Below are 16507 nucleotides of genomic sequence, written 5' to 3'. Positions count from 1 at the left end.
CCTCTTCACGTTAGTCTGGAGTGTCATGCTTGAATTCGATCCGTCCGCCGACATCCAGGCCCTGCGCTCCACCTTCTCCGACATCGAGGCGGTGGTCGATGTCGATGCCCTGCGGGCCGAGATCGAGCGCCTGTCCGAAGAGGCCGGCGCTCCCGACCTGTGGGACGACGTCGAGAAGGCGCAGAAGGTCACGAGCGCGCTGAGCCACCGCCAGGCCGAGCTCAAGCGCGTCACCGACGTCGGGCAGCGGCTCGACGACCTCGACGTGCTCATCGAGCTCGCGCACGAGATGGACGACGAGGACACCGCCGCCGAGGCGCGCGCCGAGGTCGCGCAGCTGCAGGACGTCATCGGGGCGCTCGAAGTGCAGACCCTGCTCGACGGCGAGTACGACGAGCGTTCGGCCGTCGTGACGATCCGCTCGGGCGCCGGCGGCGACGACGCCACCGACTTCGCCGAGATGCTGCTGCGCATGTACCTGCGCTGGGCCGAGCGTCACAAGTATCCCGTCAAGGTCATGGACACCTCCTACGCGGAGGGCGCCGGCATCAAGTCCGCAACGTTCGAGGTCGACGCGCCGTACGCGTACGGCACGCTGTCGGTCGAGGCCGGCACGCACCGTCTCGCCCGCATCAGCCCGTTCGGCGGCGCCGACAAGCGCCAGACGTCGTTCGCGGCCGTCGAGGTCATCCCGGTGATGGAAGAGGCCGTCGAGGTCGACATCCCCGAGGGCGACATCCGCGTCGACGTGTTCCGCTCGTCCGGCCCCGGCGGTCAGTCGGTCAACACGACCGACTCCGCCGTGCGCATCACGCACCTGCCGACGGGCCTGGTCGTATCGATGCAGAACGAGAAGAGCCAGATCCAGAACCGCGCCGCCGCCATGCGCGTGCTGCAGACCCGCCTCCTGCTGCTCAAGCGCGAGGAGGAGGCGGCGAAGAAGAAGGAGCTCGCCGGCACCATCACCGCGAGCTGGGGCGACCAGATGCGCTCGTACTTCCTCTACGGCCAGCAGCTCGTGAAGGACCTCCGCACCGGCTACGAGGTCGGCAACCCCGCGGTGGTGTTCGACGGCGACCTCGACGGGCTGATCGCCGCCGGCATCCGCTGGCGCAAGCGCAAAGACGACGACTGAGTCGGGCCGGGCGTCGGCTTCATCCACCGGCTTCCTCCGCCGCAAACCGCGTCTATCCCGCCGGATGGCCACGATTCGCGACGGATGAGCGCGGAGGCCGCGGCGCCCGCTTCGTCCGTCGCAAACACGCCCTATTCCGTCGGGTGGCCAGGTTTTGTGACGGATGACCGCTGCGACGCCGGCTTCGTCCGTCGCACATGCGACCCATTCGGCTCGATGGCCACGATTCGCGACGGATGAGTGCGGGCCCGGTTCCATCTGTCACAAACCGGGCCCATTCGGCTCGATGACCCCGTTTTGTGACGGATGCGAGCGATGACACCGGCCTCATCCGTCGCAAATGCGGCCTATCCGGCTCGATGGCCCCGATTTGTGACGGGTGGGCGCGAAGCGTGGAGCGGATGAGCGTGGCGAAGGCTGCCGAGGACGCGACGCCCCCGTGGGTCGGACGCCGGAAGGCGTATCCGAGCCGCGGGGGTGCGTGAAACCGCGCGCCGCTGAGATTACTGGACGCTGAAGACCTTGCTCGCGACAATGGTGCCATCGAAGTTGAGGAGCTCGCTCACTTCCACCGTGACTTCACTGGTGTCTGACAGCAGATATGCCATGGGCACCGAAATCGAAGCTCCCGGCTTGATGTCCTTCAGGCCTGCGCTCGAGTCGAATGTGTCATCGGTGACGATCGCGGTGTCGAGTTCCACGCCATTCTGGAATGCCTTGGCAGACACGGTGAACATGAAGCTGGCATCCTCGGCGCCGTTGTTTGCGAAGGTGTAGTTCACGACCAGCACCGGCTTGCCTTCGTAGTCCGTCGTCTGGCTCGCATCATCGATGGTGACCGTGAACCCGTTGTCCGGGTTTTCGTCCGGCGCCGCAGACTCGGTTGCCGCGGGCTCAGAGCCGCCGCCACCGCCGCCGGGGGAGGTGAGGTTCGAATCGTCAAGAGCATCGTTGACCGCGCCGGCCGCGAGCGCGAAGAATACGACGAATCCGACGATCGTGCCGACGACGGCGAGGATCAGGCCGACGATCGCGGGCCACTTCTTCCCCTTGAGGAACAGCGCGACGAGTGACAGCACGAACGCAATGGGAAGGAGGATCCAGCCCACGATCAGGGCGCCCGGAATGCACGCAAAGAGGAACCCGAGCACAGCGGTGACCAGGGCGATCATGCTCAGGACATGAGGCTTCGACTTCGGGGAAGTCGCCGGCTCTACTGGCGGCACCACCGGGGTGATTTCGGACACGTTGAGTACTCCTTTGAAAAGCTGCTGTGTGATGCGCCGCAAGACGGCACATGGGAATCATATAGCAGACCGGATATATAGGGTGTAGTTACTCGGGCCTTGTTTCCACGATGGAACGGTGCCTTGGGATGATGCGAGAGCCCGCCGGTTCGGCGCGGCATTGCGTAGCCTGCGCGAGGAGCGCGGCCTGTCGCAGGAATCCTTGGCATTCCAGGCGGGGGTCACCAAGAACCAGGTTCAGCTGATCGAGGGTGGTCGCGCGTCGGGCCGGCGCGATGCCGTGGGACGGTCCAATCCTCGGCTCTCAACGCTGGCGGGGTTGGCAGATGTGCTCGGCCTCGAGGTGTCGCAGTTGCTGGCCCGCGCGGGCCTGTAACGGACGGATGCCGGGGCTCGGGGTGTCGCATCCGGCATCCGGCGCGGGCGCGCTTAGGCTCGACGCGTCATGATCCGGTTCGAGCACGTCACCAAGAAGTACCGCGGCACGAGTAAGCCGGCGCTCAGCGATGTCGACTTCGAGGTGCAGCGCGGGGAGTTCCTCTTCCTCGTCGGCGCATCCGGATCGGGAAAGTCGTCGTGCCTGCGCCTCATCCTGCGGGAGGACAGCCCCAGTGATGGGCGCGTCGTCGTGCTCGGACGCGACCTGCGCACCCTCTCCACGCGCAAGGTGCCGTACTTCCGGCGCCACATCGGGGCGGTGTTCCAGGACTTCCGGCTGCTGCCGGGCAAGACCGTCTTCCAGAACGTCGCCTTCACGCTGCAGGTCATCGGGTCGTCGCGGCCGTTCATCCAGCAGGCGGTGCCCGAGGTGCTCGACCTCGTCGGCCTCGACGGCAAGCAGAAGCGCTACCCGCATGAGCTCTCCGGCGGCGAACAGCAGCGTGTCGCGATCGCCCGCGCGCTCGTCAACCGGCCGCAGGTGCTGCTCGCCGACGAGCCCACCGGCAACCTCGACCCGGCGACATCCGCCGACATCATGCAGCTGCTCGCGCGGATCAACGCGGGCGGAACGACCGTCGTCATGGCCACGCATGAGGCCGGCTTCGTCGACCAGATGAAACGCCGCGTCATCGAACTACGGGGCGGCGTCATGGTGCGCGACGACCGCCGCGGCGGTTACGGCGACACCTCCGCGATCCCGAGTCTCGCGCCGCAGGCCGAGCGGGGAGCGGCGGCGACCGCGGCGCTGACGGCCGTTCACGAACTGCAGCGCGAGATCGCCGAATCGCCGGTCGAGCCGGTGCCGCTCGCTTCCCGCACGTCGGAGGCGACGGATGCCGACCCCGCGCTCACCCAGGTCCCGGCGGCCGAGGCGAAGCCGGTCACGCGGCCGATCGCCCTCGACCTGCCCGACGTCGACCTCGGCGACCTCGGCATCGCGGGACTCGACATCGGCAAGCTGGGCCTGGGCGACGATCGCCGTGGCGACGACGAAGTGGGGCCGACCTCATGAGGGTGCGGCTGATCCTGGCGGAAGCGCTCACCGGGCTGCGCCGCAACGCATCCATGGTCATCTCGGTCGTCCTCGTCACCTTCGTGTCGCTGACCTTCGTCGGCGCTGCGATGCTCATGCAGATGCAGATCGGCAAGATGCGCGACTACTGGGTCGACCGCGCGCAGGTGTCGATCGTCATGTGCCGCGACGACTCCACCGTGACGACCTGTGCCGACGGCGCCGCCACGCAGGACCAGCTCGACGAGGTCGCGGAGCGGCTGAAGAGCCCGGCGCTCGCCGACATCGTCCGTGACGTGCGGTTCGAGTCGGCGCAGGAGGCGTACGACAACCTGATCGCCCTCTACGGCGACGAGTACAAGGACTACGTCACCCCGGAACAGCTCGGCGAGACGTACTGGGTGGGCCTGGTCGACCCGGGCAAGTCCGCGGTGATCACCGAGGCGTTCAGCGGGATGGACGGCGTCGAGGGCGTCAAGAACCAGATGCAGTACCTCGAACCGCTGTTCTCGGCGCTGACGGTCGCGACCTACATCGCCGTCGGAATCGCGGCGCTCATGCTCATCGCCGCGGTGCTGCTGATCGCGACGACGATCCGGCTGTCGGCCTATGCCCGGCGCCGCGAGGTCGGGATCATGCGGTTGGTGGGTGCGTCGAACCGGTTCATCCAGACGCCGTTCATCCTCGAGGGCGTGTTCGCCGCGTTCATCGGATCGCTGCTGGCCGGCGGCGCCATCATCCTCGGCGTCCACTTCGGAGTGGGGCAGTACCTGCGCGATCGGGTCACGTTCATCACGAGCTGGGTGGATCTGTCGGATGCCGCCCTCGTCATCCCCGTCATCGTCGTCATCGGGCTCGTGCTCGCGGCGCTGTCCGCCGGGTTCGCGATCCGGCGCTGGCTGCGCGCGTAGCCTCCGTCTGAGGTAGACTGGCGGGCTGCCGTGTCACGGCATCCGTCCTTCGGACTACCGAGGGACGCGTCCAGATTCAGGAGAGCCGCCATGCCCAGGGAACGCGGGGAGAAGGTCGTCGCGACCAACCGTCGCGCGCACCACGACTACGCCATCGAGAAGACGTACGAGGCGGGTCTCGTGCTCACCGGCACCGAGGTCAAGTCGCTGCGTCAGGGGCGCGCGAACCTCTCGGACGGCTATGCGTACATCGACGGCGGGCAGGCGTACCTCGACGCCGTGCACATCCCGGAGTACTCGCAGGGCCACTGGACCAACCACGCGTCCAAGCGCACGCGCAAGCTGCTGCTGCACAAGGACGAGATCGTCAAGCTCTCGCACGCCGTCGCCGCCGGGGGCTACACGCTCGTGCCGCTGAAGCTGTACTTCTCGGACGGGCGGGCCAAGGTCGAGATCGCGGTGGCCAAGGGCAAGCGCGAGTACGAGAAGCGGCAGACGATCCGCGAGCGCGAAGACAAGCGCGAGGCCGAGCGCGCGATGCGCAGTCGCAACCGGCTGGGGGACTGAGACCTGCGCGCGACCGCGCACACACCAACTCCGCAGAATCTCACGAAGTCCGCAGCCGAACGCGATTTCGGATGCGGAGATGGCGACATTCTGCGGAGTTCGTGCGGCGGTCAGGGTCAGCGTGCGGCGAAGCGCGCCTCGACCGCGGCGGTGAGGCGGATGTCGTCGGGGCGGAAATCGACGGCGGCGGAACCGGCGGCATCCATCGCCATCATCGACTTCGCGAACAGGGGCGGAGCCGGCGCGGCCTCCCGGCCGTCGCTGAGCAGTCCGAGGTCGGCGACCTGCAGGGGCGTCACCGTCGTGAGCCCGAGCGCCGCGGCATATGCGGTCGCGCGTTCGACGGCGACGCCGACGGCCGCGGCGGCGACCTCGCGCTCGATTCGGGCGCGGGTCTCGGGGGAGAGCTGCCACTCGACAGTGCCGACCTGCAGCCCGTCCTGTTCGGCGATGCCGCCCAGCCAGTCGGAGAGCACTAAGAAGTCGGTGAAGGTGGCGGTGAACTCGACGGATGCGTGGTGCACGAGGCCGAGCTGCTTGCCCTCGTTGTTCCACGGGCGGTCGGCCCACACCGAGACACGCTGGCTCGACCAGTCGACGAGGGTGCCCGCCTCTTTGCGGGCGGCGAGGTCTTCGCGCACGGGGAACGCCAGCGCGGCGATGCGCTCGACGACGCCGCCGCGGTCGGGGCCATCGAGGGCGGCGGAGATGTGTGCGACGGCCCGTTCGGGCGCGATGCGCGCTTCGTGTTCGCCGCGGACAGTGATGATGACGTCGCTCATGATGTAGACTGTAATGCTCTGGTGCCGACGGCGCCGGGGCATAACTCCACAGTGTGACAGTGGCTTGTTGCCGCGAGGCGTCACGGGGCTGATCGGTTTCGACAGCGTCTGCGAAGCCGCGGGAAGCGGGCCGAGGATGCAGGGTTATCTCGTAAACGACCTCTGCGAACCTATAAGTGCCAATGCAAAGCGCACTGACTTCGCCCTCGCCGCTTGAGCGAGCCTGAAGTCCGTCAGATCGTAGGCGATCCCGCTACGAATCCTGGCGTCATCTAGGGATCTTGCCGCGTGACGGGGCCTCGACGTCACGCGGGACTCTTCTGAGGCTGGGCTCGTCGACTTAGGTGTCTGTGACAAAGGTCGGAGCCGAGCAGAACGCTCTCACAGAATGCGCCCGGAGAAGACGCGGTATCCCAGCGTTGGACGGGGGTTCGATTCCCCCCAGCTCCACGGAGCCACTGTCACACTGTGAAGGCTCCCATCTCTGCGTGATCACTCGGAGCTGAGGGTCGTTCTGTCGCCCGACTCCCCGCCGCGAAAAACGGAGAAACCGCGAAAAACGGATGCGTGGTGCCCGCGGCATCCGTATTTCGCGACATTTCCGTTTTTCGGGGCGCCGCCTCCACCGGCGGGAGCCCCCACCCCGACGTCGGTAGCGGGGACCCTGCAAGGATGACCACTGTGACGCTGCCGACGATCGACACCCTCATCACCTACCCCGATGGGGCCACGCGTTCCACGGGCACCGTCGTGCACGTCGAACCCGGGGAGGGCGGGCGTGCCGCGGTCATCCTCGATGTGACGGCGTGCCATCCGGTCGACACGGCGTGGCCGGACCAGCCCGCCGATCGCGGCACGCTCACGACGGATGCCGCGGAGGTGCTGCCCATCGTCGACGCCGTGACCGGCGGCATCCATGACGGGCGCCTGTTCCTCGGCGCCGAGCTGCCGGTGCGAAACGGCACGGAAGGATGGACGTTTGTCGTCGCGCACATCGTCGAGGGCGCGCCGCCGGCGGTCGGCAGCACGGTCACCGTCGACGTGGATGCGGCGCACCGCCTGGCGCTGTCGGCCGGACACACGGCCTGCCACCTCGCCTCGCTCGCCCTCGATGCGGCCCTCGCGGATGCCTGGACCAAGCCCGCGCCGACCGACACCCTCGGCCACCCGGCGTTCGACGCGCTGGCGATCCAGCGCTCGCGCATCACGCCCTTCGGCGCCGTCGACACGTATCGCATCGGCACGTCGTTGCGCCGCAAGGGGTTCGACGCGACCGCGCTCGACGCGCCCGACGAGCTCGCCGCCCGCATCGACGCGCAGCTCGCCGAATGGATCGCCGGCGGGGGAGCGATCCGCATCGAGCGCGAAGCTTCGTCGCTGTCGGCACGCCGACGGTGGGTGTGCGAGCTGGCATCCGGGCGCACCGACATCCCGTGCGGGGGCACGCACCTCGGCGACCTGAACGAGTTCGCGAGCATCACCGCGTCGCTCGCGGTCGCCGACGTCGAGGGCGGCCGCGAACTCACGATGACGACGACCGCCCGCCTGCGCTGAGCGCGCTCACCGCTCCCAGAGGCGCGCGATCGGCACCGCACGGCCGAGCACATTCTCGGCGGCGCGATGGCCGGAGCACAGCGCGGCGGTGACCGTGGCGGGGTCGTCGGTCCAGGTCGCCTCGCCGGCCAGGTGCAGCACGCCGCCGACCGGCGTCGCGAGGTCGTCGTGGTCGGCGGTGGTCGACCCGAGGGTCATGTAGGCATACGCACCGCGCGAGAACGGGTCGTCCTGCCAGTGCGTGACGTCGACGTGCGTGGGCTCGGCGACGCCGTCGCCGTAGAGGCGGCGCAGCTGTTCCAGGACGGATGCCGCGACCTCGGCATCCGTCCACGTGCGGATCGCGCGCGCCGCGGGGCCGGCCGCGAAGGTCAGGAGGGTGGGTGCGCCGTGCAGGGCCGTCAGGTCGTACCAGGAGTGCCACCACGCGCCTTCGGGGCCCTGCTGGCGGATGGCGTACACGTCGTCGTCCCAGAACTTCGTCTCGAACCGCAGGAACACCTTCTCGAACGCGTTCATCGTCAGCCGCGACAGGGCGCCGGCGACGGGTTCGGGCAGCGCCGGCTCGAACGTGAATCCGCCCGAGCGCAGCACGCCGACCGGAACGGTGACGACGGCGGCATCCGCGGCGAACGCGCCGCGGTCGGTCGTCAGGGCGACGCCGTCGGCCCCCCACTCCACCCCGGTCACGACGTGTCCGAGCCGCACGTCCAGCCCGTCGGCGAGGTGTGCGGGCAACCGGTCGTACCCGTCGGGGAAGACCACCTCGTCGCCGGCGACGGTGTCGTCGTCGAGGCCGTGCGCCGCGAGGTCGTCGATCCACGCGCCGTACTGCTCCTCGGAGCGGTGCTCGAGGTACTCCCGCACGCGCTGCGCGCGGTCGGCATCCCATCCCTGGGCTGCCAGCGCCGCCTCGGTGACATCGCGGTACGACGCGTCGGGGGCGGATGCCGCGATGACGCCTTTCAGGGTGGCGTCGACCGTGTGGATGTCGGCGACGTAGGCGCGGGCGGCGGCGTTGCCCAGTCGTATGCCGTCCGGGGAATAGTGCGCGATCGGGCGGCTGTCGGGCTGATAGCCGCCGACCGTGAACTCGACCATTCGCATGCCGAACGCCTCGGCCGCCGCGGCGACGACGCTGTCGTCGATGCCGTGGATCCACGAGGCGCCGAGGTCGGTGGTGCGCTCGCCGGTGCGGTCGGTCCAGACCCGCCCGCCGACCCGCTCCCGCGCCTCGAGCACGACGACCCGTCGCCCGGCATCGGTCAGCAGCCGCGCCGCGGCCAGCCCCGCCACGCCGGCGCCGACGACGACCACCTCGAACCGTTCCATCGCGCCACCCTCTTCCCGGCGCCGCGCGCCGCTCTCGAGACGCTACCGCTGCGCCGCCCAGAGTGCGAGGGGGATCAGGCGGTGCGAGGGGGATCAGGTGCCGGGGCGGACGATGAGGAGCAGACCCTCCTTGACGTCCGACACGGTCACCCAGCCGTCGCCGAACTGGTAGGTCATGCCGTACCCCTCGGCGTCGGTGGTCAGCGCCTGGGTCGGATCCTCGGTGATGTAGAAGCCGTCGACCGCATCCTCGCGGCTCCACCCCTCCGACTCCAGCTGCTGCGCCGCCTTCTCGGCCTCGGCTTCGGTCAGCTGGCCCCAGCCGAAGATCATCAGGTTGCCGGAGGGCACGTCGTAGTTCGCCCACGTGCACTCGATGCCGTCGGTGGTCACGCCGCCGACGACGAGCGGCGCCTCCTTGAAGGTCCACCCCTGGGCGGCGAACTGCGCGAGGAGGTCGTCGCCGAGGATCGACTCGCAGGTCACCTCGGCGGCATCCACCGTCGGCGCCACGGTCGGCTCCGCCGTCGTGGTCGCAGCGGCGGTCGGCGTCGAGGCGTTTCCGGTCTCGGTGGGCGTGGGGTCGGCGGCCGCTCCGCATCCGGTGAACAGCACGGCGGCGAGGGCGAGCGCGGCGGGCGCGGTGAGGCGGGGGGAGAGGGTCATCGGGACTCGCCTTCGTCGGGGGCGGTGTTCAGCAGGGACAGGAAGCGGTCGTGCAGCACGCCGTTGGTGGCCAGCGAGGAGCGTGCGGCGAGGTCGTCGGCGCCGTCGATGTCGGTGAAGCGGCCACCGGCTTCGTGGATGATCGGGACGAGCGCGGCGATGTCGTACTCCTTGACGCCGAACTCGGCGACGAACTCGAGCCGCCCCTCGGCCAGCAGCATGTACGGCCAGGCGTCGCCGTAGCCGCGATCGCGCCACACCGCGCGCGTGAGCCGCAGCAGGTCGCCCGAGCGCCCGACGCCGTCCCACTGGGCGACGGACTGGAAGCTGACGCTCGCCTGGTCGAGCCGGTCGACGGCGGAGACGGCCAGGCGCCGCGCCTGGCCGCCCGGTGCGTTCGTCCACGCGCCGTGGCCGGATGCCGCCCACCACCGCCGGCCGATGGCCGGTTGGCTCGCGACGCCCACCCGGGGGACGCCGTCGACGACGAGTGCGATGAGGGTCGTCCACATCGGGATGCCCTTGAGGTAGTTCGCCGTCCCGTCGATCGGGTCGATGATCCACTGCCGCGCGCTGTCGCCCGAACTGCCGTACTCCTCGCCGAAGACGCCGTCCGCGGGACGCTCCGCGGAGAGGATGCCGCGGATCGCCCGTTCGGTCGCAAGATCGGCCTCGGTCACGTGCGACGCATCCGCCTTCAACTGCACGTCGAGGTCGGCCGCGTCGAACCGCGCCATCGCGACGGCATCGGCCGCGTCGGCCAGGCGCAGCGCGAGCTGCAGGTCGTCGCCGAGGTCGCCGTCGAAGGGCGCGCGCCAAGAACCGGGTGCGGCGGGGGAGGTCACAGCGACAGGATACGCGGCGTCCCTGTGCGATTCGCGAATGAGCGCAACGTGATGGTAACGTTGACCCTCGATTCGCCGCATGGCGGATCATGCACCTCTAGCTCAATCGGCAGAGCAACTGACTCTTAATCAGTGGGTTCTGGGTTCGAGTCCCAGGGGGTGCACAACGGGAGCAGCCCCTCGATCATCCGGTCGAGGGGCTGTTTCGTTGCGGAGGCCCTGCCGGGCCCTGGCCCTGGCCCGGTCCCGGTCAGCGCCGCCGCGCGCCGGCGCGTTGTTGGCGGCATTCGGGGCGAAACGGTGGGATGCGCCCGAAAGTCGCCAAGTCCGTCGTGCGCGCTGGTGCGGAGTTGGCGGCATTCGGGCCTATCTCTCGGGATGCGCCCGAAACGTGCCAAGTCCGTCGTGGGCCGGCGTCGTGCGCACTGGTGCGTTGTTGGCGGCATTCGGGCCGAAACGGTGGGATGCCCCCGAAAGTCGCCAAGTCCGTCGTGCGCACTGGTGCGGAGTTGGCGGCATTCGGGCCCATTTCCCGGGATGGCCCCGAAACGTGCCAAGTTGGTCGTGGGCCGGCGTCTTGCGCGCTGGTGCGTTGTTGGCGGAATCCGGGCCTATCTCCCGGGATGCGCCCGAAACGTGCCAAGTCGGTCGTGCGCTGACATCTTGCGCGCTGGCGTGTTGTTGTTGGCGGTATTCGGGGCGAAACGGTGGGATGCGCCCGAAACGTGCCAAGTCGGTCGCGCCCCGGCGTCTCGTGCGCGGCGCGAAGCAGGGCGTGGGCGCGTGCGGGCGTGTGGCGACACGAGGCGCGAACTCGTGAGGCGACATCGCGCCGACGGTGCGCCGACGGTGCGTCGAGGGTGTGTCGACGGTGCGCCCTGAGCGCTTCCCGCCGATCCCGGCTCAGGCCTTGTTCACACGGCGCGGATGCCGCAGAGGATGATGTCGAGCACGGACGATGCATTCCCGGCGGGAACGGGGCGCGCGAGCTGGCTTGCGAGCGCATCCACGAGCAGGCGTGCCGCCGCGGCGACGTCGCAGTCCCGACGCAGCACGCCTTCGTCGATGCCGGCGCGCAGGAGCTGCCGCAGTGCGGCTTCGATGGGGTCGCTCAGCCGGTCTGCGAGCAACTGCGCGGCAGCAGGATCGGCCGCCGCCGCACTCGTCAACGCGCGATACATCGCCGCCTGCTCGGGGTCTTCCAGCGCCTGCACCGAGCGTGCCCACCAGCGCCTGAGATCGGCGGTGACCTCGCCGGTTGCCACCGGGACGACGGCGTCGACCACCAGGATGCCGTCCAGCACGCACTGGGCCGCAAGTGCGTGCTTGGAGGGCCACCGCCGGTAGAGGGTCTGTTTGCCGACACCGGCTGTCCGCGCCACCTCGGTCATCGTGAGGCCGTTGATACCGCATTCGCGAATGAGCGATGCCGCCGCCTCGAGGACGCGCTGCTGCGTCGCCGGCAGTCGCGGCCTTCCCCGTCGCTGTGCGCTCACCCGTTCGACGCTACCGGCATCCGCCCTCGACTGGTGGTGCCGCGATCGCGAGTAGACTCGCGGTTATCGAGACGACCGTCTCGTATCGAATGGTGATCGTGCGCGCGCACGAAGGCAGCGCACGAAGGCAAGGAGTGTGGTCATGGACAAGGATGTCCTCGTCGTCATCGGAGTCGGGGGGATGGGGGAGACCATCGCCCGCAGGCTCGCACCGGGACGCCTCACCGTGCTTGCCGACTTCAACGAAGAGCTGCTGAGCTCTCTCGCCGATCGGATGACGACGGACGGCTTCGACGTCGTGACGCAGAAGGTGGACGTCTCGTCGCGGGAGTCGGTTCGCGAGCTCGCGCACCTCGCCGCCGGGCGCGGGGCGGTGCGCACGGTCGTGGACACGGCGGGCGTCTCGCCCGCGCACGCTTCGATCGAAGCGGTGCTGCGCGTTGATCTGCTGGGCGTCGCGTTGGTGCTGGAAGAGTTCGCGGAGGTCGTGGCGCCGGGGGCCGCCGGCGTCGTCATCTCCAGCTCGTCCAGCTACATCTCGCCCGGCTTCACCCCCGAGCAGGAGCGGGCCATCCGGGACAGCACGCCGGAGGAGCTGCTCGGCTTGGACTTCTTCCGTCCCGAAGCCCTCGGCAGCGCGGGTCTGGCGTACGGGAAGTCCAAGCTGGCCAATCGTCTCCAGGTGCAGGCGGCCAGCGCCACCTGGGGTGCCAAGGGCGCGCGCATCAACAGCGTCAGCCCCGGGGTGATCTCCACCGCGATGGGCAGGAAAGAGCTGAACAGCCCGTCGGGGGCGTTCATGCGCGCCATGGTGGAAAACTCCGGCACGGGACGCATCGGCACCCCGAGCGACATCGCCGACGCGGTCACGTTCCTGGTCGGACCGCAGGCGACCTACATCACCGGCATCGATCTGCTCGTCGACGGCGGCAACGTCGCCGGGGTGCACACAGGCCGCGTCCCGTTGCCCACGCGTTGAGCCCGCGCGTCGCGCGGCATGCGCGGGCGGCGCGGAGGACTCGTTCACGCCGGCCGGCGATGGATGCCGGTGCTACGCCGCGTCGCCGATGAGGATCGCCGAGGCCTCTTCGGCGGCATCCGCCTCGTGGGCGTCGATGCGCGCGAGCGCGCGCCGGCCGAGCACGATCGTCAGGCTCGCGACGAGCACCGACAGCGCGGCGAACACGAACGGGACCGAGGCGTTGAAGGCGTGCCACAGGGCGGCGGCGATCGGCGGGGCCGCCGCACCGCCGAGGAATCGCACGGCGGAGTACGACGACGACGCGACCGATCGCGGCAGGTCGGTCGCCTCCATGACCGATTCGGTGAGGATCGTGTTCATGAGCCCCAGCAGCAGGCCGCCGACGACGATGCACGTCACGAGTCCGGCGGGGGAGTCCACGACGACCGCGGCGACGAGCAGGTCGACCGCCAGCAGCGGCAGGACGAGGAGCATCGCGGCGCTGCGGGTGAGCCGGCGCAGCAGAATCGGCGCGACCCACACGCTCGTGATCGCGAGCGCCACGCCCCAGCCGAAGAACGTCAGCCCGATGCCCATCGCGCCGAACCCGAGCGGGAACGGCGAGAACGCGAGCAGGACGAAGAACCCGATGTTGTAGAACAGCGCCGCGATCGCGAGCACGCGCAGTGCCGACTGGCGCATCGCGGTGAACGGCGCCGACAGCTTCACCGGCGCGGGCTTGGCCTCGCCGCCGCGCAGCAGCACCGAGACGGCGATGAAGGCGATCGCCATGAGGGCGACGACGCCGAAGAACGGTCCGCGCCAGCTGATCTCGCCGAGGATGCCGCCCAGCAGCGGCCCGACGGCGATGCCGAGGCCCAGGGCGGCTTCGTAGAGGATGATGGCCGCCGCGCTGCCGCCGGAGGCGGCGCCGACGATCGTGGCCAGGGCGGTCGAGATGAACAGGGCGTTGCCCAGACCCCACCCGGCGCGGAACCCGATGACCGCGTCGACGCTGCCCGAGAGCGCACACAGCAGCGCGAACACGACGATGAGCCCGAGGCCGGCGAGCAGCGTCGCCTTCGTGCCGATGCGCGAGGAGATCCAGCTCGTGACGAGCATCGCGAGGCCCGTGACGAACAGGTAGCTGGTGAACAGCATCTCGGTTTCGACGGGGCTCGCCTGCAGCGACTCCGCGATGGCGGGAAGGATCGGATCGACGAGGCCGATGCCCATGAACGCGATGACGCACGCGAAGGCCACGGCCCACACCTGCGCCGGCTGGCGCCACACGTTGACGCCCTTCGTGCCGCCGGCGCTCATCGCGCGAGCTCCAGCGTCTCGGCGCCCGTGCGGGCGGCGATGATGTCGGCGACGCGCGCGATCGCGGCCCAGTCGTCGGCGTCGAGGTCGGCGAAGTGCGGAGCCAGCGCGCCGCTGAGCACCCGCATCCACTCGTCGAGTGCGGCGAGGCCCTCCGCGGTGGCCGACACGACGGTCGCACGGGAGTCGGCCGCATCGGAGGTGCGCTCGACGAACCCGGCCTCGGCCAGCTGCGCGACCAGTCGCGTCATGCCGGGCTGGGTCACGCGGCTGCGCGTGGCGAGGTCGCCGACGCGCTGCGGGCCGTGGTCGCGCAGCAGCGCGAGGGTGCGCCACTGCGCCGCGGGGGCGTCGTTGCGCGTCTCCAGCGACACGACGCGGGTGAGTGCGTGTGCGCCGACGATGAGCCGGAGAATGTCATCTCGATGCTGCATACCGCAAGTATATACCTCAGGCATGAATGCGGTGGCGCCCGACGCGGGAGTACAGTACCTGAATCGGGCCGGGCCGTCATCGACGGCATGATGCTCTTCATCCGCAACGCGCGCGCGGCGCGGCACGACCGCGGCAAGGTTCAGGAGGACCGATGACCGAACAAGACCTCGCGGGCAGGCGCGCCATCGTCACCGGCGGCGCGAGCGGCATCGGGCTCGCGTGCGTGCGCGAGTTCGCGTCGCGCGGCGCGCACGTCGTCGTCGCGGACATCGGCGGCGACGCGGCCGAGGCGGTCGCAGCCGAGGTCGGCGGCCAGGCGTGGGTCGTCGACCTTTCCGACACGGCGGCGCAGCAGGGGTTGTCGCTGGATGCCGACATCCTCGTGAACAACGCCGGCATCCAGACCGTCGCGCCGATCCCCGAGTTCGACGTCGAGCGGTTCCGGTTCATGCAGCGGCTCATGGTCGAGTCGCCGTTCCTGCTCATCCGGGCCGTGCTGCCCGGCATGTACGAGCGCGGCTGGGGACGTGTCATCAACATCTCCAGCGCCCACGGACTGCGCGCGAGCGCGTTCAAGGTCGCGTACGTGACCGCCAAGCACGCCCTGGAGGGCCTGTCGAAGGTAACGGCGCTCGAGGGCGGCCCGCACGGCGTCACGAGCAACTGCATCAACCCCGCCTACGTGCGCACACCCCTCGTCGAGAAGCAGATCGCCGACCAGGCGAAGGTGCACGGCATCCCGGAAAGCGACGTCGTCGAGAAGATCATGCTCACCGAGACGGCGATCAAGCGCCTCGTCGAGGCCGACGAGGTCGCCTCGCTCGCGGGGTGGCTCGCGTCGGAGCGGGCCGGCATGGTCACCGGCGCCAGCTACACGATCGACGGCGGCTGGACGGCGCGGTGAGCGCGCGCTACCGCACCCTGGACGTGCCGGTCGCCGGGGGAGACCTGCGCGTCGGCCTCTGGGACGCGCCGGATGCCGGTGCCCCCACGATCGTCGCGATCCACGGCGTGACCTCGTCGCACCTGGCGTGGCAGTGGCTGGCCGACGCCCTGCCCGAGGTGCGCATCGTCGCGCCCGACCTGCGCGGCCGCGGGCGGAGCACCGAGGTCGCCGGCCCGGCCGGCATGGCCGCGCACGCCGACGACCTCGCCGCCGTCTTCGACCTCCTGGGGCTCGGGCCCACGGTGGTCGTCGGGCACTCGATGGGCGCGTTCGTGGCGGTCGTGTTCGCGCACCGGCATCCGTCGCTCGTGCGGCGCCTCGTGCTCGTCGACGGCGGACTGCCGCTCGCGGCTGCGCCGGGCCTGTCGACCGACGAGCTCGTGGCGGCGATTCTCGGGCCGACGGCGGCCCGGCTGTCGCTGCGCTTCGCCGACACCGCGGCGTACCTGGAGTTCTGGCGCACGCATCCCGCCTTTCCCGCCCCGCATGCGCCGGAGCTGGAGCGGTACTTCGCGTACGACCTCGTCCCCGACGGCCGGGTCCTGCGCCCGGCGACGAGCTACGCGACGACGGCGGAGGACACCGTCGACCTCAACGGGGGCACCGCGCTGATCGACGCCCTCGCGGCGCTGGACGCGGGTGCGCACCCGGTCGAGTTCGTCACGGTGCCGCGCGGCCTGCAGGACGAGGAGCCGGGGCTGTACCCGCCCGAGCACCTCGCCGCGCTGCTGGCGCGGCATCCGTCGGTGTCGCACGAGCGCTGGGACGGGCTGAACCACTACTCGGTCGTCATGTCGCCGGCCGGCGCCGAGCGGGTCGCCGCGCTCGTGCGACGGCGATAACGTTCCCTCCTC

17 protein-coding genes, 1 tRNA gene and 1 other RNA gene are annotated in these 16507 nt (G+C 70.0%); 11 read left to right on the top strand and 8 right to left on the bottom strand.

What is annotated here, in order from left to right:
• Positions 1-25 precede the first annotated feature (25 nt).
• Positions 26-1135: a peptide chain release factor 2 gene (gene prfB / locus QM720_RS13950; RefSeq protein WP_415127513.1), complete on the top strand. Its 1110-nt coding sequence runs from the start codon at positions 26-28 to the stop codon at positions 1133-1135.
• A gap of 503 nt (positions 1136-1638) precedes the next feature.
• Here prfB and QM720_RS13945 read toward each other — a convergent pair.
• A complete protein-coding gene (locus QM720_RS13945) occupies positions 1639-2382 on the bottom strand; it encodes a DUF5067 domain-containing protein (RefSeq protein ID WP_415127511.1) in 744 nt (247 codons plus the stop codon).
• 118 nt (positions 2383-2500) lie between these two features.
• Between QM720_RS13945 and QM720_RS13940 the strand changes: the two genes are divergently transcribed.
• From QM720_RS13940 to smpB, 4 genes are all read left to right on the top strand, one after another.
• Entirely contained in the window at positions 2501-2758 is a 258-nt protein-coding gene (locus QM720_RS13940; protein ID WP_415127509.1) for a helix-turn-helix domain-containing protein, read from the top strand.
• A 69-nt stretch (positions 2759-2827) separates the two neighbouring features.
• A complete protein-coding gene (gene ftsE, locus QM720_RS13935; RefSeq protein ID WP_415127507.1) occupies positions 2828-3835 on the top strand; it encodes a cell division ATP-binding protein FtsE in 1008 nt (335 codons plus the stop codon).
• Positions 3832-4746, top strand: coding sequence for a permease-like cell division protein FtsX (ftsX, locus tag QM720_RS13930; protein ID WP_415127505.1), 915 nt, complete (start codon positions 3832-3834; stop codon positions 4744-4746). The genes ftsE and ftsX overlap by 4 nt, the downstream gene beginning before the upstream one ends.
• Positions 4747-4836: 90 nt before the next feature.
• On the top strand, positions 4837-5313 hold the full coding sequence (gene smpB, locus QM720_RS13925) for an SsrA-binding protein SmpB (protein ID WP_415127503.1): 477 nt from the start codon (positions 4837-4839) through the stop codon (positions 5311-5313).
• A 116-nt stretch (positions 5314-5429) separates the two neighbouring features.
• Here smpB and QM720_RS13920 read toward each other — a convergent pair whose 3' ends face one another.
• Complete coding sequence (locus tag QM720_RS13920) at positions 5430-6095, bottom strand: SIMPL domain-containing protein (protein WP_415127501.1); 666 nt, start codon at positions 6093-6095, stop codon at positions 5430-5432.
• A gap of 84 nt (positions 6096-6179) precedes the next feature.
• Between QM720_RS13920 and ssrA the strand changes: the two genes are divergently transcribed.
• Both ssrA and QM720_RS13910 read left to right on the top strand, forming a co-directional pair.
• Positions 6180-6548, top strand: a transfer-messenger RNA (tmRNA) gene (ssrA, locus tag QM720_RS13915).
• 219 nt (positions 6549-6767) lie between these two features.
• Complete coding sequence (locus QM720_RS13910; RefSeq protein ID WP_415127499.1) at positions 6768-7649, top strand: metal-dependent hydrolase; 882 nt, start codon at positions 6768-6770, stop codon at positions 7647-7649.
• 6 nt (positions 7650-7655) lie between these two features.
• Here the strand turns inward: QM720_RS13910 and QM720_RS13905 are convergent, their stop codons facing one another.
• From QM720_RS13905 to QM720_RS13895, 3 genes are all read right to left on the bottom strand, one after another.
• Entirely contained in the window at positions 7656-8981 is a 1326-nt protein-coding gene (locus QM720_RS13905; protein ID WP_415127498.1) for a flavin monoamine oxidase family protein, read from the bottom strand.
• 93 nt (positions 8982-9074) lie between these two features.
• A complete protein-coding gene (locus tag QM720_RS13900) occupies positions 9075-9647 on the bottom strand; it encodes a nitrate ABC transporter substrate-binding protein (protein ID WP_415127496.1) in 573 nt (190 codons plus the stop codon).
• Positions 9644-10492 carry an inositol monophosphatase family protein gene (locus tag QM720_RS13895; RefSeq protein WP_415127494.1) on the bottom strand — a complete coding sequence of 283 codons (849 nt, stop codon included), beginning with the start codon at positions 10490-10492 and terminating at the stop codon, positions 9644-9646. The genes QM720_RS13900 and QM720_RS13895 overlap by 4 nt, the downstream gene beginning before the upstream one ends.
• Positions 10493-10583: 91 nt before the next feature.
• Between QM720_RS13895 and QM720_RS13890 the strand changes: the two genes are divergently transcribed.
• A tRNA-Lys gene (locus tag QM720_RS13890) sits at positions 10584-10656 on the top strand.
• 750 nt (positions 10657-11406) lie between these two features.
• Here the strand turns inward: QM720_RS13890 and QM720_RS13885 are convergent.
• Complete coding sequence (locus QM720_RS13885) at positions 11407-11988, bottom strand: TetR/AcrR family transcriptional regulator (RefSeq protein WP_415127492.1); 582 nt, start codon at positions 11986-11988, stop codon at positions 11407-11409.
• A gap of 142 nt (positions 11989-12130) precedes the next feature.
• On the opposite strand from QM720_RS13885, the gene QM720_RS13880 reads away from it, so the two are divergent.
• On the top strand, positions 12131-12967 hold the full coding sequence (locus tag QM720_RS13880) for an SDR family oxidoreductase (protein WP_415127490.1): 837 nt from the start codon (positions 12131-12133) through the stop codon (positions 12965-12967).
• A gap of 72 nt (positions 12968-13039) precedes the next feature.
• Here QM720_RS13880 and QM720_RS13875 read toward each other — a convergent pair whose 3' ends face one another.
• Together QM720_RS13875 and QM720_RS13870 are read right to left on the bottom strand one after the other, a co-directional pair.
• Positions 13040-14272 (bottom strand): MFS transporter, encoded by a 1233-nt coding sequence (locus QM720_RS13875; protein ID WP_415127488.1) that lies wholly within the window; start codon positions 14270-14272, stop codon positions 13040-13042.
• Positions 14269-14706, bottom strand: a complete 438-nt coding sequence (locus QM720_RS13870) for a MarR family winged helix-turn-helix transcriptional regulator (RefSeq protein ID WP_415127486.1) — start codon at positions 14704-14706, stop codon at positions 14269-14271. Before QM720_RS13870 ends, QM720_RS13875 begins: the two co-directional genes overlap by 4 nt.
• A 152-nt stretch (positions 14707-14858) precedes the next feature.
• On the opposite strand from QM720_RS13870, the gene QM720_RS13865 reads away from it, so the two are divergent.
• Together QM720_RS13865 and QM720_RS13860 are read left to right on the top strand one after the other, a co-directional pair.
• The gene (locus QM720_RS13865; protein ID WP_415127484.1) at positions 14859-15611 is read left to right on the top strand and encodes a 3-hydroxybutyrate dehydrogenase; all 753 of its coding nucleotides are present in this window, start codon (positions 14859-14861) and stop codon (positions 15609-15611) included.
• Positions 15608-16495 carry an alpha/beta fold hydrolase gene (locus QM720_RS13860; RefSeq protein WP_415127482.1) on the top strand — a complete coding sequence of 296 codons (888 nt, stop codon included), beginning with the start codon at positions 15608-15610 and terminating at the stop codon, positions 16493-16495. The genes QM720_RS13865 and QM720_RS13860 overlap by 4 nt, the downstream gene beginning before the upstream one ends.
• The last annotated feature ends 12 nt before the right edge of the window (positions 16496-16507 follow it).

The organism is Microbacterium sp. (assembly GCF_047602155.1).
GTDB lineage: Bacteria > Actinomycetota > Actinomycetes > Actinomycetales > Microbacteriaceae > Microbacterium.
Note: the sequence above shows the minus strand (reverse complement) of the source record. Positions and strands in the feature narration are given on the sequence as shown.

Bases quoted from the DNA above. Each gene is read 5' to 3' on its own strand.
- prfB (WP_415127513.1), top strand. From the start codon at position 26: ATGCTTGAATTCGATCCGTCCGCCGACATCCAGGCCCTGCGCTCCACC.
- QM720_RS13910 (WP_415127499.1), top strand. From the start codon at position 6,768: ATGACCACTGTGACGCTGCCGACGATCGACACCCTCATCACCTACCCC.
- QM720_RS13900 (WP_415127496.1), bottom strand. From the start codon at position 9,647: ATGACCCTCTCCCCCCGCCTCACCGCGCCCGCCGCGCTCGCCCTCGCC.
- QM720_RS13880 (WP_415127490.1), top strand. From the start codon at position 12,131: ATGGACAAGGATGTCCTCGTCGTCATCGGAGTCGGGGGGATGGGGGAG.
- ftsE (WP_415127507.1), top strand. From the start codon at position 2,828: ATGATCCGGTTCGAGCACGTCACCAAGAAGTACCGCGGCACGAGTAAG.
- QM720_RS13905 (WP_415127498.1), bottom strand. From the start codon at position 8,981: ATGGAACGGTTCGAGGTGGTCGTCGTCGGCGCCGGCGTGGCGGGGCTG.
- smpB (WP_415127503.1), top strand. From the start codon at position 4,837: ATGCCCAGGGAACGCGGGGAGAAGGTCGTCGCGACCAACCGTCGCGCG.
- QM720_RS13865 (WP_415127484.1), top strand. From the start codon at position 14,859: ATGACCGAACAAGACCTCGCGGGCAGGCGCGCCATCGTCACCGGCGGC.
- QM720_RS13875 (WP_415127488.1), bottom strand. From the start codon at position 14,272: ATGAGCGCCGGCGGCACGAAGGGCGTCAACGTGTGGCGCCAGCCGGCG.
- ftsX (WP_415127505.1), top strand. From the start codon at position 3,832: ATGAGGGTGCGGCTGATCCTGGCGGAAGCGCTCACCGGGCTGCGCCGC.
- QM720_RS13920 (WP_415127501.1), bottom strand. From the start codon at position 6,095: ATGAGCGACGTCATCATCACTGTCCGCGGCGAACACGAAGCGCGCATC.
- QM720_RS13870 (WP_415127486.1), bottom strand. From the start codon at position 14,706: ATGCAGCATCGAGATGACATTCTCCGGCTCATCGTCGGCGCACACGCA.